We start from the raw sequence: 25,122 nt of genomic DNA, 5'->3' as shown, positions 1-25,122 counted from the left end.
TTTATCTTCTATTCTTCTAACACAGCATTGATTGCTTCTTTAATTTCATCACTAGAAAAGCCTTTGCTTGATAGATAACCATAAGCTTTGCTCTTTTCTTTAAAGTCGGTGAGATCGTAACGTTTCTTGGCTAGAGCTAATTGGCAGTTGTAGTAGAAATCTATTTCACCTGATTCAGTTAGTTCATCTAGTACATTATCGAGCTCTGAGATATCAACATGCTTCATTTTTAGCTCTTGCGCGATTAATGAGCGCCCTTTTAGCTTTTTGGCAAGTTTAATCACTTCAGCTTCAAGATTGGCGTTCTTGCCTTTGATTTGTGCTTTGGTCAATAAGGTATCTGACGCGCTATGCTCTGAAATACCACGAGAAATGTCCTCCATACTAAAACCACGTTTTAATAAGTCATTGACGACTTTCTCTGCCGATGTGGTTGAGAAGTCTTTAAAACGTGCCAAGCGTGTGTTAATCATCGATTGCTCACAAATCGCCATTCGCTGCATTGTTTCCGTGATGACTTGCTCTATGGTGAGTTCATCGATGCCTTTGGTTTTAAGTTTTTGCTGGATGTATTTACGTCCATATTGGCTATTAAAAGCTAACTCACAGAAGTGTATGGAAAATGCATGGTCGCTTTTTAGGTAACCATAGCTTTTCATTTGTTCAAGTACGGTTTCGACCCACTCTTTATTCTCTGTTTTTGCTTCAAGTTTTTTGCGCAATTCAAATTCTGAGTGATCACGTAGGTTTAAGTGGTAAATCGCGCTATTAATAACGTTTTGAATGGTGGAAGCAGGATAAGGCTTTTTCATACAGCATCGGAGAATTTCTAAAAGTTATTGCTATGATAACAGTTTACGACACTGAAACGAAAAAAGAGGCACTCATTGAGCGCCTCTTTATATTTGTTGTTAAGTTTCTATCTCATACCATTGGCTAGTATTGAAACTTTGCGTTTTGATTAACAGTGTAAATCAAAACGGTCAGCGTTCATTACTTTAACCCAAGCATTGACGAAGTCGTTGACGAACTTCTCTTCTGAGTCAGAACATGCGTAAACTTCTGCAAGTGCACGTAGTTGTGAGTTAGAACCAAATACTAGGTCAACACGTGATGCCATCCACTTCTGCTCGCCAGTCTTACGATCTGTACCTACGAACACATCTTGGTCTACCGATGTTGGTTTCCACTGTGTTGCCATGTCTAGTAGGTTAACGAAGAAGTCATTAGTTAATGCTTCTTTACGCTCAGTGAACACTCCGTACTCGCTGTTGTCGTAGTTCGCACCTAGTACACGCATACCAGCTACAAGCACTGACATTTCAGGTGCTGTTAGCGTTAGTAGTTGTGCGCGGTCTAGTAATAGCTCTTCTGCTGCAACTGTGAACTTCGCTTTTTCGAAGTTACGGAAACCATCAGCAATTGGTTCAAGAACAGCAAATGATTCTACATCGGTCTCTTCTTGTGATGCATCCATACGACCAGCAGTAAATGGTACTGTGATGTCACGGCCTGCATTCTTCGCAGCCATTTCCACACCTACACCACCAGCAAGTACGATTAAGTCAGCAAGAGATACTGTTTTCTCGAAGTTTGCTTGAATGCCTTCAAGTACGTTTAGCACTTTCGCTAGTTGCTCAGGTTGGTTTACTTCCCAATCTTTCTGCGGCGCTAGACGAATACGTGCACCGTTTGCACCACCACGCTTGTCTGAACCACGGAATGTAGAAGCAGATGCCCAAGCTGTTGATACTAGCTCACTGATTGATAGACCAGATGCAGCTATTTGTTGTTTAAGTTTTGCAATATCAGCATCGTTTACTAGCTCGTGATCAACCGCTGGGATTGGATCTTGCCATGTGAACACTTTAGCTGGTACTTCAGGCCCTAAGTAACGTGATACAGGACCCATATCACGGTGAGTTAATTTAAACCATGCACGTGCAAATGCATCAGCGAACTCTTCTGGGTGTTCGTAGAAGCGACGAGAGATTTTCTCGTATGCTGGGTCAAAACGTAGAGACAAGTCAGTTGTTAGCATAGTACCTCGGTGCATACCATCACCAAATGCATCTGGGTACTCTAGCTTGCCATCTTTAGCAATCCACTGATAAGCACCTGCAGGACTCTTTTCTAATTCCCATTCATGGCTAAATAAGCTATGGAAGAAACCATTACCCCATTCCGTAGGTGTTGTTGTCCACGTTACCTCAAGACCACTTGAAATTGTATCGCCAGCTTTACCGCTACCATAGCTTGATGTCCAACCGAAACCTTGCTCTTCAATTGAAGCACCTTCAGGTTCTACACCTACGTGTGCTGCATCTGCTGCACCGTGTGTTTTACCGAATGTGTGACCACCAGCGATAAGCGCTACTGTTTCTTCATCGTTCATTGCCATACGCGCAAATGTTTCACGAATGTCGTGTGCTGCTAGAAGTGGATCTGGGTTACCGTCTGGACCTTCTGGGTTAACATAGATAAGACCCATTTGTACTGCTGCTAGTGGGTTTTCAAGATCACGTTGCTCGCTGTCTTTTTCGTAACGTGTGTCATCAGCAAGCCATGTTTTTTCTTTACCCCAGTAAACGTCTAGCTCTGGTGCCCAAATGTCTTCACGACCACCAGCAAAACCAAATGTTTTAAAGCCCATTGATTCTAGTGCAACGTTACCTGTTAGAATAATAAGGTCAGCCCAAGAGATCTTGTTGCCATATTTTTGCTTGATAGGCCAAATTAGGCGACGTGCTTTATCAAGGTTTACGTTATCAGGCCAGCTGTTTAGTGGTGCAAAACGTTGGTTACCTGTGCTCGCGCCGCCACGACCATCAGCAGTACGGTATGTACCTGCACTGTGCCATGCCATACGAATGAAGAAAGGGCCGTAGTGACCGAAGTCTGCTGGCCACCAGTCTTGAGAATCTGTCATTAGTTCACGTAGATCTTGCTTCACAGCTTCAAGATCTAGCTTTTTGAATTCAGCGGCATAATCGAAATCTTCGCCCATTGGGTTTGATTTACGATCGTGCTGGTGAAGAATGTCTAGTTTAAGTTGGTTAGGCCACCAATCACTTGGAGACGTACCATTACCAGGGTTAATTGACGGATTAACCGCGTGCGTGTTGTGGAATGGACATTTAGACATTGAGTGTTCACCTTTTTATTTTAATTAGTATTATTGCCATTAATTCTTAGCTCCATTCAATATAGCTCTTAGGTATTGAGAAGCAATTAAAAAGATTCGTTAAATTTGAAATTTTAAAATTTGATATAATTCTTTTTAGCGATTTAAAATAAAAAATCAACAGGAATTCTTCATCTTTAACTAAAACATTAAACTGCACCAAAACAAAACTTTCGATTTGATATAAATCAAAAAAAATTTATTTACAAAATACAATCTCGTTTAATGGCGTAAATTTAAATCAATTGAATGCGTACAGCTAATACTATAAATCTATTGATTCAATAGATGGTGGTTATCAAAAGATAATGAACACAACAGCACTATTCTCCAAAGGAATCTTGGTGCGGTATTGAACATCTAGTCCTGGAAGTTATAATAAAAAAAGTGATAGCCAGAAAGGATATCACTCTTATGTTTTTATCTTGAGGCTACTTTTTTATTGTTTCTATAATCGGTAACAATAACGATATTTTTAAACCTCCCTCAACTGAACGACCCGCTTCTACTTGTCCTCCAGTGACTAGCATCGCTTCCTTTACAATGGCGAGCCCCAAACCATAACCCCCAGATTGTTTATCTCGTGCACCCTCTATGCGCGTGAACGGATCAAAGATATGTTTTAAATGTTGCTCAGGGATCCCATCACCATCATCTGAAACCGATACAACAACATAAGACTGATCCGCGTTATTTCTTATACTGGTATGAATGATAATATTGGCTTCACTTCCAGCATATTTAATCGCATTACCTATTAAATTTTTAATTGCTCGTACTAATAATCGCGTATCGGTCTGAACCATTGGCAGTGCTCTATCAATATCTTTAATGATCGATTGGCCATGCGCTTTTAGCTGTAAACATTGTTCAACCGTTGAATCACAAAAAGTTTGGACGTCGACAGGAATAAGCTTGATATTCGCTTTTGCATTTTCAAATTGACTAAATTCAAGGATTTCTGTGACGAGTTCATTCATCTCTTCTGATTCTTGCTCTAACCGATCCACTAAATGCAAATGTTCAGATGAGGTACGCTTTCGGATTAAATGCAATGATAAATTATGTCTAGCCAAAGGCGTTCGAAGTTCATGAGAAACATCACGAATTAAACGCCGTTGTTTCTCTGTTAGCAATTGTATTTGATTTGCCATGTTATCGAAATCTGTCGCTAATTCATTAAACTCTTTTACTTTCTCTCCCATAACATGAGCGACACGCACTGAAAAGTCACCATTAGCTAAAGAACGACTCGCGTGTCTTAAAGTATCTAATGGTCGCTGCAAATAGCGTGCGATAATTAATGAAAACATTAAGGTGATCAGAATCGCAATCACTACCTGTATTAAACCAAAATACAAAGAAAAATTTTTGGCCGGGTGTAATTCATGAGGTAACTGAACCACCAATTTATTACCATTTTTTAGAGGTATCGTAAAAATGGGTTGATTAACACGAGAATCTAAAATTGAATTCAATGGTCGAGCATATTTAAGTTTAAACTTAAAATGAGGATGCATTATTCGGGTACTTATCTCTTTGTTATCACTGTAAAGTACAAAAGCATAATATTTTTGTTTACTCTCCCACTCAGCAAGTCGCTGCGGATCACCGTTTTCAGCTAAAGGTTCAACTTCTGCTGCCATCTTCAAAATGTCTTGCTGAACCTGTTGCGGGACATGTAACAATGTTTTGACTAAAGCGACCTCTGCTAAATTCTGAAGCCCTAATATGACCAGTAAGCCTACGGTAAAATAAGAAAAAAGTCGGAAAACTAAGCTTTGCTTATGCAAAGGAAGTCGATGCTTTCCTTGTATCACTTTAGAAACATTCACTTGTTTATACTCCTAAACACTTGCTTCTCTTTTTATCTATAGTAACTAGCAATTCAGCCTATCCTAGTCACAAAAAACACGTCACAGATAGACGATACTGTATTTTTACATGACAATAGTTATGGCGTTTATTTCTTAGCATTTTACTCATTTAACATTATGCTTCTTAACTCTATTCATCACAGCAAAAGGAAGTTCTATGATGAAGACCATTATTTGTTTACTGACATTATTATTAGTCGGCTGTTCATCAGGTTTACAAGTCTCTGTTCCTGATTCTGTTTATGAGAATAATCAAGCCACAGGTTATCTTGTTGGTACTCTGGGTGCTAATACCGAATGGCCGAAAACAGGTAAAAACCTGCTCACAACGATTAACATTCGCCCTCTAAGTAGCAATAAATTGAGTATTGGAGAGGGTAATATTATTACGATCACCAATAACAATGAAGATGGACATTTTGAGGATTCAACAATTAGCGGTCATTTGTTTAATATTGAGTTACCTGTAGGACAATACGAAATTTTCAGTATTCAACTTGAAGGGTCAGATGGTAATAAAACGCTGATATCCAAAAACATAGGTAAAATGGATGTTACATTTTCAATTACTGCCAACCAAGCCAGCTATATTGGACAGTTTCTTGCCGTTAGCCGTATAGCGAAAAGTGAACTTTGGAATCTTGAGTATCCAAGTGGCTATGGCTATTTACAGCATAGTTATGATCAACAACGTGATGAAACATTATTTTCTCAGCAGTACCCTAAGCTGCAAGCGACCCCTTTTAATCTTGAATTACTCACTTTTAGCGATAATCGTGTATTAAAGAATTAATGATGGCTCTATTATCTAAGCCGAAAAATAAGACGATCGAGTATCGTCTTATTTTTTATATTTGAAGAAAACGCATTACTCCGAAACACATGAAGAGTAACTATACCCTCTCCCACGCACTGTTTTAATGTGCTGTTTAGACATTCCTGCTAACACCATTTTACGACGTATATTACTGATATGCATATCAAGGTTACGATCAAACGGGCTAAGCTCTTTCTTCAAAACATCTTTTTGTAATGTGGCTTTTGAGACGACAATATCGTTATTCTTAATTAAGTATTTAAGTAAATCGAGCTCTGTACCAGTTAACGGTAAGCGAGAAAGCTGACTTTCTAATTCCACCGATGTTGAGGGCAAACAATGGCGCTGGCGCTCTAGTCCCACTCTTCGTAAGATTGCCGATATACGTACTAGCAATTCATCAACTTTAAATGGTTTAACCAAGAACTGATCAGCGCCAGCTTGCAAACCATCAAGCATCGTTGCTTCATCTCCTAGTGCTGTAAGCATAAGGATTGGCGTTGCAAAACGCTGACAAATACGGCGAGCAACCTGCATACCGTCAAGAGTAGGTAACATTACATCCAGCAATATCAGATCGACACCTGTTGATTGAAGGTATGTTAACGCAGATTCACCACAATGAACGCAGCTAACTTCATGACCTTCATCTTCGAGAACTTCAGTTAATAACACACATAATTGTACGTCATCATCAACCACTAATATCTTAGACACAATACAACACCTAAACACAATGAATGTGCATATTAATCACCTGCTAAACAGATAACAATAGCTATAACATCTATCCTATTAAGAAAAATTAAGAACTTACCGCTACAAACAAAAAAACGATGCTCTATCTCTAGAGCATCGCTTTTAATACGCTTATCTGATTATTCTTGGCAAATTAAGCTTGCAACTTTTGCTTCTCTTTGTGGCACATACCATGAATCTAACCCCGCCTGAACTAACTGTGTAGCTTGTTCTGGTGTCATTGTACCATTTAACACAGCAACACTGGTTTGGTCGATTTGAGCCTCAAAACTCTGTTTACCTCGAGATAAAATCTGCGCTGCACTTCGAATAGTAGAATCACACTCATTACGCCATCCCATCATTTCTTTCGCTATCGGGTTTTCAACTTCAAAGAAATGGTTAGATAATGAGAAGAAACCAGGAATAGAGTTAGTCAATAACTCAGCATACTCCGCCGTTGTCATCCATTCTAGTAACGCTTTTGCCGCTGGATTATTCTGTGCTTTAGTATTTAACCCTATACCAATATCAGTATGATCGCTGAAATAACATTCATCACCGCGATTTTCTACTGGAGGTGGAAATACGCCAAAATCTAGCTGGCCTGTAAAGGTGCTGATATCCCAAGAGCCAGCAGGATAAATAGCCGCCTTCCCTGTTTTGAACAATTCAATGGAATCGGCATATTTACGTGTCTGATAACCATTGCCTAAAAACTTATTCCAATTCGCTAATTCCTGAAATACTTGTCGGTATTTTGGTGAATCAAAACGCTCAGTGCCATTAATCAACCCTAATCGTCCATCTTCGCCCTTCCAGTAATTAGGGCCTATATTTTGAAAGCCCATCGTACTGGCTTCCCATTTATCATTCGTGCCTATTGCTAAAGGCACATACTGACCACTGTTTTTAATCATATTCAACACATGATTAAACTCAGCCGTTGTTTTAGGTACACTTAAATCGAGTTTTTTAAATGCATCTTTATTGTAGAAAAAACCATGGATTACAGAGGCCATAGGCAAACAGAAGGTCTGTGCACCTGAATCAGTTTGCCAAGGGCTTAATGCAAAGCTCGGGAAGTTCTCCATCCCAGCCATTTCTGTAATATCGCTAAGGTGCCCCTGCGTAAACAGCTTTAACGAACCATCAAATGGACGACAGGCAATCAAGTCGCCAGCATTACCATTGGCAAGATTGGTATTCAAATCATCAAGAAATGAGGTCAACCCTTCTGGTGAGCGATAGGTGATTTTAATATTCGGGTAATGCTTATTAAATGCTGGAATTATTTTATCTTTCCAAATCGCATCATCTTGTCGCCAAGAATCAACCAATACAGTACCTTTTAATGAGGAATCATACTGTTGTGCAGTTACCGATAGTGGTGAAAGACCAGCTAACGCGATACCACTAATAACAAAACTGCGACATAAGGTTGATTGAACCTTTGTATAAAAAGGGGAAGCCATTCTCTGTTTCATATTTATACCTTAAATCGTTCAATCAATTGACGTTGTTCTGCAGCTAGTTTAGATAGCGACTCACTACTGTTTGCAGACTCACGCGCTTCTGACTCTGCGTTGTAAGCAACACTCGCAATCCCATTAATATGCTCAGCAACATCTTGACTCACTGAAATTTGCTCTTCGGTTGCATGAGCAACTTGCTCTGCCATTTCAAGAATAACGCGCATACGATCAGCTATCGTTTGTAGTGTTTCATCTGTCAAACGTGTTTGTTCAACACATTGCTCCGTTTGTTTATGACTTCTCGCCATGACCTTAGTTACCATTTCAGCGCTGTGCTGAAGGTTATCGATCATCTCATTTATTTCTTCTGTTGATTGTTGAGTTCGATTTGCTAAAGCACGGACTTCATCAGCAACGACAGCAAAACCACGCCCTTGCTCACCCGCACGTGCTGCCTCAATCGCCGCGTTAAGTGCCAATAAATTCGTTTGCTCAGCAATGCCGCGGATAACATCTAAGATACTACCTATATTCACCGTAAAGCTTTCTAATTTGCGTGTGATATCAACCGCTTCAGTAATATCAATCGATAGTTGCTCTGTGATGTTTCGACTATTAAATACTAAGTCTCGCCCTTGTTGCGCAGCCTGATTTACTTCATTGACTTCATTCACAGTCAGATCTGATGAACGTGAAATTTCTTTCGCACTGACTTCTAATTCAGAAATAGCAGCGGCTACTTGATCTGTACGTTGTTTTTGATCTTCAACACGGCTCATCGCCTGTTCACTTGTAGCAGCGGTTTTATTTGCCTCTGTTACTAGTTGTAAAGAGCCATCGTTAATTTTGGTGAGAATATCAGCCATACTTTCAGACAGTTGGTCGATTGAGCGAGACAGCGCACCAAATTCACACTGAGATTGGTAATTAGTACGTTGAGTCATATCACCCGCTGTCATCTTACGTAATACCGCATTAATACGTGCTAATGGCGTGTGGATACTTTTTGCCGTAGTAAAGGCAATAATTAAAGCAATAACACCTGAAACCAAACAGGCAATAATAATACTGTACGTCGCTTGGTTGGCTGCAGCATCAGCAGCATTTCGACTATTATATGCATTGCTACTCGCATACTGCATATAATCATTAAGTGCTGTTTGAGTAATAACAACTTGCTGATTAGACTGTTGATTCAAAGCTGACAGTTGACTTTCTAGCTGGTTATTTTCAGCCATAACCGCCAGTAATCCTGTTTTACCCAATGCTAAATCATGGACGCGTTGTAAATTACGCGCATAACGCGCTTTCACATCTTCAGGTACATTAATGCGCTCTAAACCTTGTTTTGCTAATTCAATATCTTTAGCAAGCACTTGGCTTAGTTTTTCAAAGTTAGTATTTTTATTAGCACGACGGACATTTTTTAAGTCACGACTAATACCACTGGTAATAAGTTCAGCTCGATTGCTTAAAGAGCGTTTTACACTCGCACGTTGAAGTAATAAATTCGCAGACCATTGATAAGTATCTTCTAATCGAAGAAACGACAAATTAAGCTCTGTCAATCGGTCATTAACAGCAATCCATTGATTATGCGCATTAATTGTTTTTTGTGATAATTCAAAAAATTTATCAGCTGCAGCAAGTGCCGTTGATAGCTTTAGTCTCGCTTCCTCATCAACAGCATATTGCAATGCTTGTTGTTTTGCAGTGTTAAATTCACGTTGAGCCTGTAATACCGCCTCTTTTCGCTCATTTAATAAGTTCGATGATTGAGTCGTACGGTAATCAACAACTGATAGCTGATTTTCACGTAAGCTCGCGAGTAATTGACTTGCCGATGTAACCATAGGTGTCGACACCTCAGTGACATCAGTAAGGCGATCATGGATTCGACTGGTATTGATATAACTAATACTTCCAACTACGGCAATAAGAATAAACATTATTATAAAGCCGACAATGGTGCGCTGTACTATTGATAATGACATAACATGCTTCTATTTATGATTAAATCACGCCGCAGCTGATTAAATAAGATAAGTATGAATATACTTATTTCGCGGTTCTAAATAAAAAGTTAACAACAGAATCAATATCAAGATCACACTTTATTATTTAAATAGTGATAAAGGTATTTATTATTTTTAATAAAATCCCGTTTAAATTCCAATTTGGTATTAAATGACAGTATTTTTAAATTTAAAAATAACTAATGCGATGTACCTCATATAAATACTTTTAATTTTTAGTTATCTCACTTAATTAAACTTGGCGTATATGCAACAATGTATTTTTATAATTCAAAGATTGATGATAAGAGATAATTTCATGAAACTGTCTATCTATTATTCAGAATCAACCGATCCAAGCTTCAATCAAGCGATTGAAGAAACATTACTGAAACAAGCGAATGGCAACAATATTATTGCTTTTTTATGGCAAAATCAGCGCTCTGTTAATATAGGAAAAGACCAAAATCCTTGGCGTGTATGTAAGCCGAAGCTACTTCGTCGTGAAAATATTAACATTGTCAGGCGTCATACAATTGGCGGTGCTATCTATCAAGATTTAACACACACAAATATTGCGTTAATCGGCCCTACTCATTATTTAACACAATGCTTAATTGAAAAAATATTAATAGGTACATTTGAGCCATTGAAAATAGATATCGCAGTCTCTGACAATCTTGAATGCTTAGTTGAAAATAGAAAAATTTCTAATACTGCGCTATCAGTCTCTGAAGAATATTTATTTTTTCATACTACTTTAAGAGTAAATACCTCTCTTGCTGATATATCAAAGTACATGAACAGTCGTTATTCTATTCTCAATCATCAAAACCTTGAACGATCTTATACCTCTATTAACCAACATATTCGTCCATTAGAACATAATGAATTATGTCATTACATTAGTGACAGTATTCAAAAAACACTAAAGCTTGATGTCGAAAATACGGTTATTGTAAATAACCAGCATCCCGATTGGTTCGAATTTAGTACAAATTTTTATCGTCTGAAAAGTTGGGATTGGAATTACGGTCAATCACCTAGTTTTATTGAATCATTAGAAACTGAATTTTCATGGGGACACGTAGAACTGAAATTGAATGTTGATGCTGGAGTGATCACCAAAGTCTACTATGATGCGCCTACCCAATACCACAATATGATGAATGACCTAAGTCAAGCGGCAATTGGTTATCCATTTAATGCCAAATCTGTTATATCCATTGTCTGTGGCTTATTGCTCACGCATTCAGAAGATTATGATGAGTTGATGGCACTTTCTGAATGGCTACAACAAGAAATTGCATAAGAGTAAAGATGCTAACTTTTAAGGAAAAATTTAGTTTTATGTCTATATATTGAACTAAATCAATTGGACATCAATTACACTATTTTTATCATTAACAACTTCTTGACTTTAGCAGAGGCGGCACCAAATCTAGCCTATCTGCTTTTCCCACAGACTTATACACAGCTTCTGTGGATAATAGGGACTATTTGTTTCTCCTTACGATACGTATTCCATGGGTATTTTTATAACAAGAGTGACTTATACAAATAAAAATTAAACAATAAGAATCATAAGGTTAAATAAAAAAAATGAAATTATTAACTCTAAATAGTTATTAATTTCACTTTATTTATGACATAAAAATACTGTGAATAAATCGTTTTAATTACTCATAATTCAACACAACTTTTGATAAATTTATGCTAAGTAATTTCATCAATATCATTCATAAAAAACCACCAGCTTGTACTGATGGTTTGTGTAAATTAATAGTGAGTCATTTAGCTCTTTTTACGCCTTAAGTAAGTCATCATTCCAAGTAACGTAAGCGATAAAGCACCGATATGGCCGCCACTTCCACCATCATCTTCAGTGATATTACAGTTATTAGCAGAGATACTGTCATTACAGTTCATTTCTGCGTCTGCCTTTTCTTTGGCTAAAAATTCAGGCAATGTGATTACTTGTTCTGGTACAACAGCAACAGACTCATTGATCCAGTCATAATAAGTTCCCACACGGGTATAAAACGTTGGTCGTGTAAGTGATCCACATTGAGGCTCACCTGCTGAACCGCCGCTCACAATACCAATTTGTACCCAGTTGCTATTATTATCTTGGGTTAATAGTGGTCCGCCACTATCGCCAAAACAAGCATCAGGACCGAGCAAATCAGGGCCTTCAAGTTTACGCGCTGGCAATGTACAAAGTTTAGTTGTATTTGATGGGCTATCAATAAAAATACCGGCAGGATCTTGAGACTCAAAACGTTCATAACATTTATCAATTGGGAAACTTGCTAACATTGTTTCTAGCAAGGTATCTGAAGTATCACCTTCATAAGCTAAGCTATTTTCTTCCGCCGTCTCTTCATCTTCTGACGTTGATATTGCTTCTGTTACCCCCCAGCCTTGGACTTTGACATTTTCAGGAAGATTTTTCTCGTTCCACTCTGCCTTTAATTTATCATCAAGCTCCACGGCTAAGCTGGTTGACGCTAGCGTAACTTTACCAACACCATCAAAATCACGGTTTACACGTATAAGCGCGACATCATTATCTAATGCAGTATTAATAATCTCGGTTTCAAGATCAACGCCGTTATCTGTTGAAACTTGAAGTAAAATAAGAGGGTTATAATCAGGATGAACAACAACATGAGTCGCTGAATAAATATCTTTAATATTTGCTGATGCATTATCAACAAGGCCTGTGGTAACGGTTATATCGGATGGTGCTACCACTGCCAAGCCTGATGCTCCAGCTCCTCCGCCACCAACAACGCAGTGAGCTGCAGTGACTAACCAGCGATCATTTAAAACGGTGGCACCACAAAAATGTGATTCATTTGCTTTATTCATACGCAGCGACGCCATGAAATTATCTTCAGTTGCAACCGCGACTTCATCACCACCAATAATATAAGGAACGAGTTTTTGCTGTTCTGTTTGAGCGTAGACAGAACTACTTACCCCTAAAGCAATGCAGACACTCAAAGAATGAGCTAATTTGTTCACCATCATTAAATCCTTTTAAAATACAGCTAATTTAATGATACCGAATACTCTTCATTGCTTGCTTAGAAAGATAAACGAGTTGCGACAGGCTTCTTTTTTCTATGTAACTTGTTCTAACAAACATAGAAAATATTAAATCAAGTCCACAGCAACTCGTTTCAATAGTTATTAGCTACGCTTTCTTCGTAACCAGCCCATTGCCAGTAATGACATCATTAAACCTGCACCAACAGAACCGCCACCACCACCGTTATCGCTATTATCTTTAAGTATTGGTGTTTTCTCTGCAATTACGTTATTAATCCAGTCATCGTAAGCACCTACACGGGTATAGACATCAGGTGAATCAGTTCCACATGGCGGTAGACCAAAACTGGTAATTCCTAATTGAACAGTTTCTCCTGCAGTACTTTGATAATAAAGAGGCCCCCCACTATCTCCAAAACATACCCCCATAAGATCATCCTTCTCAAATGTGCACATCTTTAATGTATCTGCAGGGCTAGAGAACCAATTTTCTCCCGGTGATTGCAAATAACATTGGCTCATTGGTAAATAACTGAGATTTACTTCCATCAAAACATCAGATCCACCTTCATTATTCGTTGCTGTACGCCCCCACCCTTGAGCCAGTAACTTACCATCTTCTTCACTTAACGCAGTTTCAATTTCAAAGGCTTCTTGCTCTGTAGGTAAAGAAACAATCTTCGCCGTGTCTATGTTTCTAGATACAGCTATTAAAGCAATATCGTAAGCAAATTTAGTGTTATTTTTACTATCAAGGCTACCATCCTCATTTTTTAAAGGTTCAGGTAAATAATCTGGATGCACAATAACTTCAACAGCCTGATAAGTATTGTCCGGCTCAAAATCAGAACGCCCTGTTACACCTGCATAAATTTTAATATTTTCTGTAGGTATCGTTTGCAATGAGGCATTTTGCGGGCCCGTTCTTATACAGTGTGCTGCGGTTAATACCCAACGTTTAGCAATTAAACTTCCAGTACATTCCCAAGTCCCAGCTTGAATATACACAGTTGATAACTCTTCAGGATTTGTTTGAACCTGATTACCACCAATAATATATGCACTAATATCACTTTCTGATGCTGTTGCAGTGAGAGGAAAAGACAGTATTCCCGCAATAGCTAGCCCAAACGTTGTCATTTTATTCATACAAGCCTTCTTAATTATTTTCCTTTTAATTAGGCTTATAAAGTAACAAATTATGACCAAACGAGCAGAAGTAAGAAGTAAAAAAGTGACACCATTCATAACCTGAAATAATAATATCTATTACTTAAAGCAGCAATTTTAGCAATCATGCCCATTAAATAAATACGACATCGTAAACATAACTTTGGCTTTGGTTAAAAAGGTTAAAATCTGATTACTTTTTAGTTGTCTCTTGGATAATTTCCTATGATATTTTTCTTCCTTTGGACACTAAACAGTCTGATGTACTATATATTTCGTGATCTCACGCTTGTTTTCTTCCCTTATGATTATTTGATGTGCATAATGTGCCCACAATCACTCTATGGACAATTCCCATGACTATCGAACAAGCTTTAAAAGATCGTAGCGAATCAAAATGTGAACTATGTTCTTCTGAAAATAACCTAGCTGTATACGCAGTTCCAGCGTCTGAAGATAAGAGCGCAGGCTGTAGTGTATACCTTTGTGATACTTGCCGTGGTCAGCTTGAAGCTCCAGAGACAACAGATGAAAACCACTGGCGTTGCCTAAACGACTCTATGTGGAGTCAAGTTCCAGCTGTACAAGTAATGGCTTACCGTCAACTTAAGCGTCTATCTTCAAAAACTGACTGGGCAATGGACCTAGTTGACATGATGTACCTAGAAGATGATGTTAAAGAATGGGCAGATAAAGGCCTTGTTGAAGAAGAACAAGCTTCTGTTCCAACACTTGATGCAAACGGCGCCAAGCTACAAGCTGGTGACAACGTAACAATCATCAAAGACCTTCCAGTTAAAGGTTCTAGCATGGTAATTAAGCGTGGTACTCCGGTACGTAACATCAGCCTAACTGATAACCCTCTTCATATCCAAGGTCGTGCAGACGGCGTTCAAATGGTTATCATTGCGGCATACACTAAGAAATAATTTTTAGTTTCGCTGAACATAGATAAAAGAAAGCCCTTAGCATTCTCATCGTTAAGGGCTTTTTATTATCTCGTTATTTATATCCAACAAAGATCTTTTATTTAGATTTCTTGATAACAACCGTATTGGCTAATTTATCATGCCATCCTTGTTTTCGTTTATCCCAGCCAACGGCAAGTAAGCCTATTCCTAAAGGGATTGCTGATAAATAACGAATAATAAATTGCTTAACCGTCGGTTTATCCCCTGTTGTCGCATCAACAATGATCGATTTTATTGCCATTTTCCCTGGTGTCGCTGATTTGTATAACCAAAAAAGCATCACGCCAATAAATGGCAGACCATAATTAACGAGTAAGCTCGCAGGATCAAATGTAGCGCTCGACCCAGTCGAGAAGAAATCACCGTATAAACTGTACAATAATGGTGCCGTGACTAATGAAACAACCAATGTATCAACAATCGTCGCGACTACACGTTGCCAAAAGCCCACATAAATTACGTTATTAGTAATGCAATCAGTCATACTTTCCAAACTTTCGATTAACAATAAAGTTAATCATGCGTTTACCTAATGATGAATACGGTGAATATAATAGCTTCAATGCTGAAAAAGACGCTTGATACATTACAGGGCGCATCTTCGATAAACGTTCAAAGCCTTCTTTTCCATGATAATGACCTATCCCACTATGGCCGGAACCACCAAAGGGTAAATCATCTTGCGCCACATGTAACATTACATCATTAATTGTGACGCCACCTGAACGCGTCTGCTGAATAACCTTTTGTTGTATATCTTTATTGTTAGAAAAGAGATATAGAGCCAGTGGCCTATCACCTTTATTTATTGATGATATAACCTGCTCTATCGACTGATAGCCAAGGATGGGTAAAATAGGACCAAAAATCTCACGCTGCATGACTTGCATACTCTCATCCACTCCAATAACAAGGTGGAGTGGGAATTTACGCGAGTTCATATCAGGAGATGAATTGGGGATCAAGTTATAAATATCGGCCCCTTTCGCTTTTGCATCTTCTAAAGTCGTCACTAATCGTTCAAAGGACTGACTATCAATAATTGATGTGTAATCTTGGTGGTTAATATCGACAAAGCGCTTAGCTATAATCTTTTTTGCTTTTGTTACAACTTCTGGTAACAAAGCCTCAGGAACATACAGGTAATCTGGCGCTACACATGTTTGACCACTATTATACGTTTTTCCGCCTAAAATTCGCTCTAATGCCTTATTGAGATCATAATCATCAGCAATAATGGCTGGCGATTTCCCTCCAAGCTCCAAGGTCACTGGTACAAGGTTTTTCGCCGCATTTGCCATTACAGCTTTGCCCGTTGCACTTGAGCCCGTAAAGACTAAATGATCAAACGGTAATGCTGAAAATGCTTTACCTGTGTTGCCTTCTTCTGCAATAAAGCGAACCTTTTCTAACGAAAATGTATCTGTAAATAACTGTTGTAGCAATCGACAGAGCTCTGGGGAGTTTTCAGACATCTTCACCATCACTGAATTACCCGCAGCAATCGCGGCAACCAAAGGCGCAATAGCTAAAAATAAGGGATAGTTCCATGGCACTATAATACCAACAACGCCAACAGGTTGAGGTATCACTCTATTTTTAGCAGGTTGAAACCATATCGAGGTATGACGTTTTTGTACTCTCATCCAACGAGACAGATTTTTTTGTGTATATTTAATACATTCAATGCTGGTAAATATTTCAAGCAATGCTGTTTCTGAAGCCGAACGCTGACCAAAGTCCTGTGCAATCGCATGACAAATAGCATGTTGATTCTGCGTAATTAATAATGAGATCTTATCTAAATCGGTTAATCTTTCTTGTAAATCAGGCATTGGACATTGTAAAAATGCCTGTTTTTGTTGTGTTATATATTGATCTAACTGCTCATTCATCCGTATTACTCTCATCACAGAATCAAATTAAAACAAGGCTAAAATGTTATATGTATTGTAAGCATATCGTAAACACAGATCTTTATACTCTAATTCGTTAGCTTATGGTAATGAATCAATACAATACGTTACATAGATATACGCACCATGCTCTATTTTAGACTACCCTCAATTACAAAGGGGATAAGTTGAAGGTTTTAGATATGTCAGTACCTATTTTATATACACTACGACAATGTCCTTACGCCATTAGAGCAAGGTTGAGTCTGGCACTTGCTGAACTTGAATTTGAGCAACGTGATATTGATTTAAGGCGAAAGCCTGCCGAAATGTTAGACATAACACAGAAAGGAACGGTACCTTTACTAGTATTAGAAAATGGTGACTATATTGATGAAAGTTTAGAAATCATGATCTGGTCTTTGAACAAAAATGATCCTCATAATTTACTGTTAACTCATGCCCCCCACTTCTTTGCTGAGATGCTTAGCCTTATAGCAAGAAATGATCATAAGTACATATTAGCTTTAGATCACTATAAATCCGATGCTCGCCATTATAATCCAGAAGTAACAATCTATCGTAAACTTTGTGAATCATTTCTATCTGATCTCGAAAGCCGTCTGTCTAATCACAAGTATTTAATGACAGATACATTGAGCTTAGCTGATTACGCCATATTGCCTTTTATACGACAATTTTCGCATGTTGAACGTCAATGGTTTAGACAAGCCGATTATCCAAATATAAAGCAATGGTTAAGCAGTCTTTATCAAGAGCCTATCTTTTCACAAGCAATGAAAAAGTATCCATTATGGGATAATAGTAGAAGCACAGTTACCAATTAATACAATGACTTCACCATGACAAATTAGTGAATTAGTGGTGAATTTTACGAAGCGAATGTCAGCGCTGTGTTAATAACCATACTAACAATAATAGCTTAATAGTTATGAAATATTCCTTATTCAAATTAGCTTAAGGTTAATCAATAACCTGAGTTTTAATAAGGAATTATTATGGTAAACGATAGTCGTCGCTCATTTATAAAAAAGTCTGCCGTTGTTGGCGCAGGGGCTGCAGCAATAAGTACAACCCCAAATGTGTTTGCAAGTATTGAAAAGGCACTTTCAATCCCTGCGAACCGCAAGCACGGTAGTATCAAAGATGTTGAGCATGTCGTTATTTTAATGCAAGAAAACCGCTCCTTTGATCATTACTTTGGCACAATGACAGGTGTTCGAGGCTTTGCAGACCGCTTCCCGTTAAGGCAACCTAATGGGGATTTTGTTTGGAATCAGCATAACTCTAATCCAGACGAAGAAAGTACATTTAAAAAGACATTATTACCTTGGTATTTTAATACCAGCAAAAATATTGGCTACGAATTTTTTGCAGGTACTCCCCATCTTTTTAATAATGCACAATATGCAAATGCACACGGTAAAATGGACCAATGGCTACCGAATAAAACCGATAGAACAATGGGTTATTTTACAGAAAAAGAAGTCCCTTTTCAGTTTGCTCTCGCGAATGCGTTTACCTTATGTGAAGCTTATTATTGCTCAACACAAACAGGTACTAATCCTAACCGTGTCGTCCACTGGTCTGGTACAAATGATCCTCACGCAAAGAAAAATGGGCCTGTTATTAATAATAATCATGAAAACTTTGATAGCCCAGATGAAATCGAAAACGGTTATAAATGGACAACCTATCCTGAGAGGCTTCAACAAGCGGGTATATCGTGGCGTTTAGTGCAGAATATTAACAATAACTACACAGACAACCCCCTTGCTGGTTTTAAAACCTTTAGAGATGCGCATTATAATAATCCATCAGCGCCTTTCTACTTAAATGGTATAGGAACAGAAACTCAAGCTTCTATCGAAACATTCAAAGCACTTTATAACAGTGATGAAGGCTTACCTAAAGTTACTTGGATTGTAACTGAGGATGAATTCTCCGAGCATCCGGGTTGCTCGACGCCAACATTAGGCGCAGCCTATACATCTGAAGTCTTGGATATACTCACTTCAGATCCTAGCGTTTGGGCTAAAACCGTATTCATTGTTAATTTCGATGAGAATGATGGCTTATTTGACCATATGCCACCACCGTCGGTTCCTCACAAAACACCTGATAACAAGGTGTACGGTAAGTCAAATATCAATACCCATAATGAATATTATTATGATACCGATTATTCAAAAACGGAGGAAAATGTCGATAATTTTGTAAATAACGCTTCACATGGATTAGGACCACGAGTGCCTTGTTACGTAATATCGCCATGGAGTATTGGCGGGAATATTAACTCACAGGTGTTTGATCATACTTCTGTGTTGCGCTTCTTAGAAAAAGTAACAGGCGTTGAAGAGCCAAATATCTCGACCTGGCGTCGTGAAATTTGTGGCGACCTCACCTCTTGTTTTGATTTTGAAAAGCGGAGTCACACAATTGATTTTCCACAGGGTAAATCAGAATTTGAAGCCCTTCAGTTAAAAGCGGCAGCAGAAAAAGAGCATCAGAAACATCTGCCTAAACCTGGTCATGAACATGAATATGGATACGATGAGTCAGGAAAAAGAACCAAACCACAAATGAGTTTAATTGGTTTACCCGTGGTTACACAAAATGGTTCTCGCCCATCTTGCCAGCTTCCATATGCGCCTAAAGTAGATATTAAATTTAAATCTGATGCCGTAATGTTTGAGTTCGCTAACCAAGGCAAACAAGGCATCGTATATCAAACCTATAACTACCTTGCCCATAATGAGCCCCAGCAAGACAAATTTCTCGCTCCAGAAAATAGCCCATATGATATGACCATGCCACGTCAATACAGTGTAGCGTCAAAAGGAGCCAATAAGCTTGAACCTGCAGTTTCAGATAAATGGACAATTGGTGATCATAGAGACTTTGATTTAATGACCTTTGGTCCCAATGGCTTCATTCGTCGAGTAAAAGGTTTTACATCTGAGCATAGAGAGATGCCAATTGTTTCAATCGTTCACAGAGAGTCAAGAGCAGGTCATGCTACCCCTCACCTATCGTTTAAAATTGAAAATCGCTCTAAACAAACTCAAATCATTACAATAACAGATAATATTTACGGCAAAGATCCTGTGGAAATTAAGATAAAGGCGGGGAAAGTAGAACATATCGCTTATAAAACCTGTAAACACTGTTGGTATGATTTATCAATAACAGCAGATAATTGTAAATATTTCTCATTACAAGCAGCAGGACGTATTGAGATGAATCACAAACACAACTTTCAAGCTGTTACAGATCCTGAGATGGGTAACTTTTCTTGCGATAGTGAGCTAAATAGCTTACGGAGTTAATATTTGAAATAGAAACCAGACAAGTTATTGTCTTCATTACCTTGTCTGGTTTTTCTAATTACTGATTACGGCTTAAGAAATATTCATCCTGTAAGATATACATTCGCTTAATATCACAGTACTTACCATTAATGAAAATTTCTTTCACTAGATGGCCTTCCTCTACAAAACCACATTCTTCATACAAGTGGATCGCTTTTTCATTCGCAACCGATACATGCAAATATACTTTATGTAGATTAAGAATCGTAAACGCATAGTTTAGCGCACGATTAATTAAAGTACGCGCATAACCATTACCCTGAAATTCAGGCGCAATAATAATCTGAAATTCCGCTGTACGGTGGATATTGTTAATTTCAACCAGTTCAACAAGACCAATTGACTCTTCATCTTCATTTTCAACAATAAAGCGACGCTCAGTACTATCATGAATGTGTTTACGATATAGCTCTTCAAGCTCTGCAAACGATTCATAAGGCTCTTCAAACCAGTACGCCATAATCGTGCGGTTGTTATTTAATTGATGAATAAAGCGAAGATCAGTTTTCTCTAGTGCACGCAGACGAATAGCATTGCTCATTTATCTATACCCTTGATAGTAATGAAGCAGTAAATACAGAAGACTTACTACTAATACAGAAAAAATACCACTTTACATCACAAAAAAAAAGAAAACTTGTAACAAGATATTCGACGAAGCATGCCAATGCTTAGTAAGCTAAAACGGTGTCACTATTTCTGTTATTAAATCTAGGAAGCAGCTTACTTTCGATGCGACATGTTTACGTGTTGGATAGAGCGCATAAACATCAATTTCAGGGAAAATGTAATCATCAAATAATAGCGTTAATTCACCTGATTGTAGTTGTGCCTCTATATAAAATTCAGGTACACGGATAATACCCAATCCATTATCAACCAGTGCTAGTGACATTTCCGTACTATTACTCAATACGCGTTGTTGTACTTCGACTAGTGTTTTGTTTCCTGCTTTATCTCGGTATTCCCAGACATTGAATTTTTTCAAATTAGTATAACAAAAGCAGCTATGAGCGGATAATTCCGAAGGATGTTGTGGGTAACCATAGACTTTTAAGTATTGTTTTGATGCCACTGTGCAAATTCTGCTGCTATAAATACGCTTACAAATCAAACTCGAGTCATCTAATTTAGCAGTAGCGCGGATAACTAAATCATAACCGTCGGCAATCACATCAATAGGCTTATCACTCATATCTAGATCGAGCGTAACTTCAGGGTATCGAGATAAATATGTTGTGAAAACATCGGCTAAATACTGTTTACCAAACCAGACAGGGCAACTAACTTTTAACGTTCCTTTTGGCTCAACGGTACTTTGTGTTATTTCCGCAACGGCTTGCTCTGCATCACTAATCAGTTGTACACACTCTTGATAATAAGTCTTCCCTTCAGGAGTTAAAGCAATGCTCCTTGTGGTGCGATTAAGGAGTCGAACCCCTAAGCGACTTTCAAGTTTGGCGATTTCTTTACTTACATAAGAATTAGAGTGTCCAGTAGCTTCGGCAGCGGCACCAAAACCACCGCACTTCACTACTTGAACAAACACAGTGATACCATCAAACAATCGATTATTAGCCATATGGAATCTATCTAATCACTTTTAGCCTATTAATTACATTTGAACTCTAATATACACTCTGTACAAAGGTTAACAACGGTATGTTGTTAAAAGACTTATCGATGAGGATTTAAAAATGAAACTACTTGCTTTTGCGGCATCTAACAGCCAACACTCTATCAACCATGCATTAGTGACATATGCGGCATCACAAGCTAATGCTGATGACGTTGAAATTTTAGACCTTAATGATTTTGAAATGGCGATTTACAGTATCGATCGTGAAAATAACTCAGGCATTCCAGAACAAGCACAAATCTTTTTCGATAAGATTGGCCAAGCGGATGCTATTTTAATTTCATTTGCAGAATATAACGGTTCATATACATCGGCTTATAAGAATGTTTTCGATTGGACCTCACGTATAGATCAAAAGGTATTCCAAAATAAACCAGTGATCATGCTAGCTACTTCTCCGGGTCCTGGTGGCGCTGCGAGTGTATTAAATAGTGCTGTTACGTCTGCACCTTATTTTGACGCCAAGGTGGTAGGATCATTATCTATACCTAGTTTCTATGAAAACTTTGATTTAGAAAAAAACACATTAATTAACGATGATTTAAACCAGCAATTAACAGAGCTAATTAATAAGTTAGAACGTTAACAGCCTACAAAAATAAAATTAAGTTGATGGTTTTTCATAATCAAATCACTTTACATACGAGAGTGGCAACAGTCGCACAACTCACGAATACTCACTCTAATTAGCTTCATGATAAATTATAAGGTTGCTGTATCTAAATATTAAATATAGCAATCTTCTTTTCACTGCCATTATTCAGTTTTCACCATCACACTTGACGCTTTACTCACAAAACTGAACAGCCCTCCTCCTAAATCCTGTTATAGTTTAGATAAACGGTTAAAAAGTAGGCAGATTACACGTAAAATATATCTACCGAACAATACATCATAAAAAATAGATCCTTACTAGTATGTCGTAACTTGCTATTTTCTTTATAAAAACATGCTTTTTCGATAATATTGTTCACATTTAAACGTTTAAAACGTGAAATTCGTATAATCTTGTATCATGCTTAAAGAGCAGTAGCGTTAAAGGAGTACGCTTATGAGCACAAGGTTATGCGAAACTGCCAGCCTAGAACTCGAAGTTCAAAGTGCTGTGCAGCAAATCCTAACCACTATGGCATTAAATCCGTCATCTAATAGCCATAGTGCAAAAAAAAATGCGTGTATCTTTCAAAATAAGATCACTTACACGCTCTATCTACTTCTGCAATCATTTCAAGGAGCGTCTCTTAATACCATCAGCAAACAATGCCATTATGGATTTAGTGCCAACTTTCAGAATTTTGATCAAATAAGTCAGGAATTGACTGAGGTTATTCGTCAATCACAACAAGACTTTGCTATTAAAGCGGCGAACAGGCGTGGAACACTGACCCACATCACTCAGAAAGAAACAACTGATTTGGTTAAAAATACATTTAATACTGAATGTGAAATGGTCATGTCTGCTTTATCTATTCAACAAATCACATCACTCATTAACGCATTTACAACACAAGAGGATATAACAAAAAGTCTCGACCTTGTATTTAGTCGAGTTATTGTGAATCAAGATATTGATAAAGGCTTTCAACTATCAAAGCAAGCGACATATAAACTTGTCGAACAAATTTCACACTCGATTACTGGAGAACTATGTCGACTTATTTTAACGCAACATATAAGTCAACTACACCAAGAGGATTTTGAGTTATACTTACAGACGGTCAGAACGCTTGCTGAGCATTTTATCAGCCAATCTTATTTACTCAATGCCCCTTTTCTAATAGATAAGACCGATTTCGATAATTTAGAATAGCTTCAAGTAGCAGGATTATTCCTGCTACTTATCAATGATAAGTATCTTGAACATTACTTAATCACACGTATGATCGAAAAATCCTATTACTCTTATATAAAAGCAATCCTTTCTTATGCCTACATTGTTACGTTTTATAGAAATACACTGGAAAGTTATTACTTTACTAACGCTAATGTTAATTACAGTTTTATCACTATTACCTCAACCCAGCTTACCCCAAGTACCAGGAACAGATAAAACACATCACTTTATCGCTTATAGCGCATTAATTTTTGCTATTGGCCTAAAAATGCCTAAATATTGGTTTTGGTTATTTGTCGGGTGTATTACATGGAGCGGAGTAATTGAATTAATCCAGCCTTATGTTAATCGCTATGGCGAATGGCTAGATTTAGCTGCAAATACCGGAGGATTAATCACAGGCTTTATTCTTTCTCGTATTTGTTACAAGCTATTTTTATCAAAGTAACCATAAGTTTTCACATTAATGATGGCAGTTAATTATCATATATATCTTCCACATAGAACAGAATGAGGTCTGTAAAGTTAACGTCAAACATGCTGGCAATATTTTATTTATTCACATGTTTTTAAACTACTTCTTTCCGATAACGAACAGAGGTAATAAAAATAATGGCATACAATATTGGCAGAGCGGTTTATTACCCTGCCCTAAATCTTTTCAAGATAATCAGAAAATCATGAGTTTCATGATGTGAAAGTTCTAAATTTCCTTATCAAAGACACCTAAGATTAAAGGTGCGATTACCGAACGAAATATAAAAATAGAACACAATGCATATAACGCAATAACCACAAAAAAGGTGGCAGATATAACCACTTACTCGTCTTCGAGTATAATGGAATCGTTCAGCGCACTGCCGATAACAACGTCAACTTTAGTGTTAATAGTTATGTATTAAACGACATATCAAAAACAACGCATAAAAATGCCCTGTCTGATACTTATCAAGTAATATTAATCAAGGAAAAGGGAAACAGCTTTATTACAATGCAAATATTGGCGTTTTGAGGTAAAAAAGCAGAACAAATTAGTTATTTACACTCATCTAACTTAT

At 37.8% G+C, this 25,122-nt stretch carries 20 protein-coding genes; 8 read left to right on the top strand and 12 right to left on the bottom strand.

All coding sequences use genetic code 11. The annotated features are described in order from the left end of the window. Positions 1-8: 8 nt before the first annotated feature. The 3 genes from C9J38_RS10020 to C9J38_RS10010 form a co-directional block, all read right to left on the bottom strand. On the bottom strand, positions 9-812 hold the full coding sequence (locus C9J38_RS10020) for a RecX family transcriptional regulator (RefSeq protein ID WP_107206960.1): 804 nt from the start codon (positions 810-812) through the stop codon (positions 9-11). A gap of 149 nt (positions 813-961) precedes the next feature. Then, positions 962-3,145: a catalase/peroxidase HPI gene (katG, locus tag C9J38_RS10015; protein ID WP_107206959.1), complete on the bottom strand. Its 2,184-nt coding sequence runs from the start codon at positions 3,143-3,145 to the stop codon at positions 962-964. A gap of 470 nt (positions 3,146-3,615) precedes the next feature. Beyond that, on the bottom strand, positions 3,616-5,019 hold the full coding sequence (locus tag C9J38_RS10010; RefSeq protein WP_107206958.1) for a sensor histidine kinase: 1,404 nt from the start codon (positions 5,017-5,019) through the stop codon (positions 3,616-3,618). 199 nt (positions 5,020-5,218) lie between these two features. Between C9J38_RS10010 and C9J38_RS10005 the strand changes: the two genes are divergently transcribed. Beyond that, entirely contained in the window at positions 5,219-5,854 is a 636-nt protein-coding gene (locus C9J38_RS10005) for a hypothetical protein (RefSeq protein ID WP_233218493.1), read from the top strand. A gap of 75 nt (positions 5,855-5,929) precedes the next feature. Here C9J38_RS10005 and C9J38_RS10000 read toward each other — a convergent pair whose 3' ends face one another. From C9J38_RS10000 to C9J38_RS09990, 3 genes are all read right to left on the bottom strand, one after another. After that, positions 5,930-6,595 (bottom strand): response regulator transcription factor, encoded by a 666-nt coding sequence (locus C9J38_RS10000; protein ID WP_107206957.1) that lies wholly within the window; start codon positions 6,593-6,595, stop codon positions 5,930-5,932. A gap of 161 nt (positions 6,596-6,756) precedes the next feature. Beyond that, positions 6,757-8,103 (bottom strand): ABC transporter substrate-binding protein, encoded by a 1,347-nt coding sequence (locus C9J38_RS09995; RefSeq protein WP_107206956.1) that lies wholly within the window; start codon positions 8,101-8,103, stop codon positions 6,757-6,759. A 2-nt stretch (positions 8,104-8,105) separates the two neighbouring features. Beyond that, a complete protein-coding gene (locus C9J38_RS09990; protein WP_107206955.1) occupies positions 8,106-10,085 on the bottom strand; it encodes a methyl-accepting chemotaxis protein in 1,980 nt (659 codons plus the stop codon). A 340-nt stretch (positions 10,086-10,425) separates the two neighbouring features. Here C9J38_RS09990 and C9J38_RS09985 point away from each other — a divergent pair, with 340 nt between their 5' ends. Further along, entirely contained in the window at positions 10,426-11,418 is a 993-nt protein-coding gene (locus tag C9J38_RS09985) for a lipoate protein ligase C-terminal domain-containing protein (RefSeq protein WP_107206954.1), read from the top strand. Between the two features lie 482 nt (positions 11,419-11,900). Here C9J38_RS09985 and C9J38_RS09980 read toward each other — a convergent pair whose 3' ends face one another. Continuing rightward, positions 11,901-13,142, bottom strand: a complete 1,242-nt coding sequence (locus C9J38_RS09980; protein ID WP_233218492.1) for a trypsin-like serine protease — start codon at positions 13,140-13,142, stop codon at positions 11,901-11,903. Positions 13,143-13,304: 162 nt separating this feature from the next. Further along, positions 13,305-14,312 carry a trypsin-like serine protease gene (locus C9J38_RS09975; protein ID WP_107206952.1) on the bottom strand — a complete coding sequence of 336 codons (1,008 nt, stop codon included), beginning with the start codon at positions 14,310-14,312 and terminating at the stop codon, positions 13,305-13,307. 377 nt (positions 14,313-14,689) lie between these two features. Here C9J38_RS09975 and C9J38_RS09970 point away from each other — a divergent pair, with 377 nt between their 5' ends. Further along, positions 14,690-15,262, top strand: a complete 573-nt coding sequence (locus C9J38_RS09970; protein WP_107206951.1) for an alkylphosphonate utilization protein — start codon at positions 14,690-14,692, stop codon at positions 15,260-15,262. 97 nt (positions 15,263-15,359) lie between these two features. Here the strand turns inward: C9J38_RS09970 and C9J38_RS09965 are convergent, their stop codons facing one another. Further along, positions 15,360-15,788 (bottom strand): RDD family protein, encoded by a 429-nt coding sequence (locus C9J38_RS09965; protein WP_107206950.1) that lies wholly within the window; start codon positions 15,786-15,788, stop codon positions 15,360-15,362. Next, positions 15,781-17,199: a coniferyl aldehyde dehydrogenase gene (locus C9J38_RS09960; protein WP_107206949.1), complete on the bottom strand. Its 1,419-nt coding sequence runs from the start codon at positions 17,197-17,199 to the stop codon at positions 15,781-15,783. The genes C9J38_RS09965 and C9J38_RS09960 overlap by 8 nt, the downstream gene beginning before the upstream one ends. 203 nt (positions 17,200-17,402) lie before the next feature. Between C9J38_RS09960 and C9J38_RS09955 the strand changes: the two genes are divergently transcribed. Further along, a complete protein-coding gene (locus tag C9J38_RS09955; protein ID WP_107206948.1) occupies positions 17,403-18,047 on the top strand; it encodes a glutathione S-transferase in 645 nt (214 codons plus the stop codon). 171 nt (positions 18,048-18,218) lie between these two features. Continuing rightward, a complete protein-coding gene (locus C9J38_RS09950; protein WP_107206947.1) occupies positions 18,219-20,549 on the top strand; it encodes a phosphocholine-specific phospholipase C in 2,331 nt (776 codons plus the stop codon). 58 nt (positions 20,550-20,607) lie between these two features. Here C9J38_RS09950 and speG read toward each other — a convergent pair whose 3' ends face one another. Both speG and C9J38_RS09940 read right to left on the bottom strand, forming a co-directional pair. After that, on the bottom strand, positions 20,608-21,132 hold the full coding sequence (gene speG / locus C9J38_RS09945; protein WP_107206946.1) for a spermidine N1-acetyltransferase: 525 nt from the start codon (positions 21,130-21,132) through the stop codon (positions 20,608-20,610). A 138-nt stretch (positions 21,133-21,270) separates the two neighbouring features. Then, positions 21,271-22,173, bottom strand: coding sequence for a LysR family transcriptional regulator (locus C9J38_RS09940; RefSeq protein WP_107206945.1), 903 nt, complete (start codon positions 22,171-22,173; stop codon positions 21,271-21,273). Between the two features lie 115 nt (positions 22,174-22,288). On the opposite strand from C9J38_RS09940, the gene C9J38_RS09935 reads away from it, so the two are divergent. The 3 genes from C9J38_RS09935 (at position 22,289) to C9J38_RS09925 (ending at position 24,512) form a co-directional block, all read left to right on the top strand. Next, complete coding sequence (locus tag C9J38_RS09935) at positions 22,289-22,816, top strand: NADPH-dependent FMN reductase (protein ID WP_107206944.1); 528 nt, start codon at positions 22,289-22,291, stop codon at positions 22,814-22,816. A gap of 465 nt (positions 22,817-23,281) precedes the next feature. After that, the gene (locus C9J38_RS09930; RefSeq protein ID WP_107206943.1) at positions 23,282-24,040 is read left to right on the top strand and encodes a hypothetical protein; all 759 of its coding nucleotides are present in this window, start codon (positions 23,282-23,284) and stop codon (positions 24,038-24,040) included. Between the two features lie 115 nt (positions 24,041-24,155). Beyond that, positions 24,156-24,512, top strand: a complete 357-nt coding sequence (locus tag C9J38_RS09925; RefSeq protein WP_107206942.1) for a hypothetical protein — start codon at positions 24,156-24,158, stop codon at positions 24,510-24,512. Positions 24,513-25,122: the final 610 nt, after the last annotated feature.

Source organism: Photobacterium sp. GB-210 (assembly GCF_003026075.1).
Lineage (GTDB): Bacteria > Pseudomonadota > Gammaproteobacteria > Enterobacterales > Vibrionaceae > Photobacterium.
Note: the sequence above shows the minus strand (reverse complement) of the source record. Positions and strands in the feature narration are given on the sequence as shown.

Bases quoted from the DNA above. Each gene is read 5' to 3' on its own strand.
- C9J38_RS09930 (WP_107206943.1), top strand. From the start codon at position 23,282: ATGAGCACAAGGTTATGCGAAACTGCCAGCCTAGAACTCGAAGTTCAA.
- C9J38_RS09985 (WP_107206954.1), top strand. From the start codon at position 10,426: ATGAAACTGTCTATCTATTATTCAGAATCAACCGATCCAAGCTTCAAT.
- C9J38_RS09995 (WP_107206956.1), bottom strand. From the start codon at position 8,103: ATGAAACAGAGAATGGCTTCCCCTTTTTATACAAAGGTTCAATCAACC.
- C9J38_RS09925 (WP_107206942.1), top strand. From the start codon at position 24,156: ATGCCTACATTGTTACGTTTTATAGAAATACACTGGAAAGTTATTACT.
- C9J38_RS09980 (WP_233218492.1), bottom strand. From the start codon at position 13,142: ATGATGGTGAACAAATTAGCTCATTCTTTGAGTGTCTGCATTGCTTTA.
- C9J38_RS09960 (WP_107206949.1), bottom strand. From the start codon at position 17,199: ATGAATGAGCAGTTAGATCAATATATAACACAACAAAAACAGGCATTT.
- C9J38_RS09970 (WP_107206951.1), top strand. From the start codon at position 14,690: ATGACTATCGAACAAGCTTTAAAAGATCGTAGCGAATCAAAATGTGAA.
- C9J38_RS09950 (WP_107206947.1), top strand. From the start codon at position 18,219: ATGGTAAACGATAGTCGTCGCTCATTTATAAAAAAGTCTGCCGTTGTT.
- C9J38_RS09990 (WP_107206955.1), bottom strand. From the start codon at position 10,085: ATGTCATTATCAATAGTACAGCGCACCATTGTCGGCTTTATAATAATG.
- C9J38_RS09975 (WP_107206952.1), bottom strand. From the start codon at position 14,312: ATGAATAAAATGACAACGTTTGGGCTAGCTATTGCGGGAATACTGTCT.
- C9J38_RS09940 (WP_107206945.1), bottom strand. From the start codon at position 22,173: ATGGCTAATAATCGATTGTTTGATGGTATCACTGTGTTTGTTCAAGTA.
- C9J38_RS10005 (WP_233218493.1), top strand. From the start codon at position 5,219: ATGATGAAGACCATTATTTGTTTACTGACATTATTATTAGTCGGCTGT.
- speG (WP_107206946.1), bottom strand. From the start codon at position 21,132: ATGAGCAATGCTATTCGTCTGCGTGCACTAGAGAAAACTGATCTTCGC.
- C9J38_RS09965 (WP_107206950.1), bottom strand. From the start codon at position 15,788: ATGACTGATTGCATTACTAATAACGTAATTTATGTGGGCTTTTGGCAA.
- C9J38_RS10020 (WP_107206960.1), bottom strand. From the start codon at position 812: ATGAAAAAGCCTTATCCTGCTTCCACCATTCAAAACGTTATTAATAGC.
- C9J38_RS09955 (WP_107206948.1), top strand. From the start codon at position 17,403: ATGTCAGTACCTATTTTATATACACTACGACAATGTCCTTACGCCATT.
- katG (WP_107206959.1), bottom strand. From the start codon at position 3,145: ATGTCTAAATGTCCATTCCACAACACGCACGCGGTTAATCCGTCAATT.
- C9J38_RS09935 (WP_107206944.1), top strand. From the start codon at position 22,289: ATGAAACTACTTGCTTTTGCGGCATCTAACAGCCAACACTCTATCAAC.